Annotated in this window: 2 protein-coding genes; one reads left to right on the top strand and one right to left on the bottom strand. The window is 45.9% G+C overall.

Translation table 11 applies throughout. The annotated features are described in order from the left end of the window. Positions 1–289 (bottom strand): SCP2 sterol-binding domain-containing protein (locus A3751_RS14210; RefSeq protein WP_068457260.1); only part of this gene is annotated, 289 nt, incomplete at its 3' end. A 297-nt stretch (positions 290–586) separates the two neighbouring features. Here A3751_RS14210 and sohB point away from each other — a divergent pair. Then, positions 587–1,633: protease SohB (sohB, locus tag A3751_RS14205; RefSeq protein ID WP_068457259.1), on the top strand; the 1,047-nt coding region annotated here is incomplete at its 3' end.

Genomic DNA, 1,633 nt, shown 5'->3' with positions numbered 1-1,633 from the left:
GCTTGGTGGCTAGCATCATGTCGCCTTCAGCACGAAGCTGACCAGCCATGAATGCTTGCATGCCGTCAGTTTCGCCGCTCACGATACCGTTTAGCGTTTCAGTGCTCATGATAAGTGTCACTGAAGGATCGTCATGATCGCCTTCTGCTAGCTCACAAGTGCCGTCAGCAATTGTTAGGTTGTAGTTAGAATCGTCTTCAATATTAAATTGGAAAACCAAGTCCAAACCTGCTGCTGCATCTGCGTTAAAGTTTGCTTTTAGTGTTTCGAAAGTAGCTGCTACAGACATTAGAGTACCCTTCATTTTTATCTGTTGATGCCAGCGTAAGCGCTGACGCATAGTTTACTAACCTATTTGATGATCTTGAGCTCGGTATTTGAGCCAAAGTAACAAGTTATGAGGCTAGACCGTTTGCGATGAAACGCAAAATCGTCGGAGCAGATTATTGGGATTGATCTTTTATGTCAATAGTGCTGATCGAACGCTCGTTTGATTTTTGTGGTAAATGCACAAAACCTTGTATTAGTGAGTAAAAGCCCTAATATCATGGACTTCTAACGACATTATGAAAACAAAGAGGTTTGAGTGGAATTTCTTGGCGAGTACGGTTTGTTTTTGGCGAAAGCTGTTACTGTTTTGGTGGTTGTCTTGCTGACGATCGCGGCTGTCGCAAGCGCTTCTTCGCGCGCGCAGGGTGATAAAAAAGCTCGATTAAAAGTGGAAAAGCTGAATGACGAGTATGAGGATCATAAGTCTACGCTTGAACAGGAGATTCTGACGCGTGAGCAGCTTAAGGAGCGTGATAAGGAAGAAAAGAAGCGTCTTAAGTCCGAGAAGAAAGCTGCTGGAAAAGGCAAGAGCATCGCGAAGCCAAAACCTCGTGTTTATATCTTGAATTTTGATGGTGATATCAAAGCAAGTGCTGTCGATACCTTTCGCGATTCGGTGACCGCACTTTTGCAGGTAGCAGATGCTCAGTTAGACGAAGTGGTTGTGCGGTTAGAGAGTGGGGGAGGAATGGTGCATTCCTATGGCCTTGCTGCTGCGCAGCTAGACCGGATTAAGAAGGCTGGTCTTAACTTGACCGTGGCCGTCGATAAGGTCGCTGCTAGTGGGGGCTACATGATGGCATGCGTTGCCGATAAGATTATTGCATCACCATTTGCAATTGTGGGTTCGATCGGCGTCGTAGCGCAGATGCCGAACTTTCATCGTCTGTTGCAAAAAAACGATATCGATTATGAGGTGCTTACGGCTGGTGAATACAAGCGAACGCTGACCCTCTTTGGAGAGAATACAGAAAAAGGCCGTGAAAAGTTTCGCCGTGATCTTGAAGACACTCATGTTTTGTTCAAGCACTATGTCGCTGAACGGCGGCCGCAGGTGGACATAGAAAAGGTGGCTAATGGAGATATTTGGTTTGGCACCAAAGCACTTGAGGAAAAGCTCGTTGACGAGATCATGACGTCGGACGAGTACATTTCGAACCGTGTTCAGAATGTAGATGTCTACGAAATTGAGTTTAAAGAGAAAAAGTCTATTGCTGATAAGCTAGGTTTTGCGGTGAGCAGCGGTATAGAGCGCGCGCTCGGAAAGTATATTTCAGAAACAGAAAGCACCAAGGGCATGCGG

This window comes from Oleiphilus sp. HI0080 (assembly GCF_001635135.1).
This window is presented reverse-complemented; position numbering and strand designations above follow the sequence as displayed.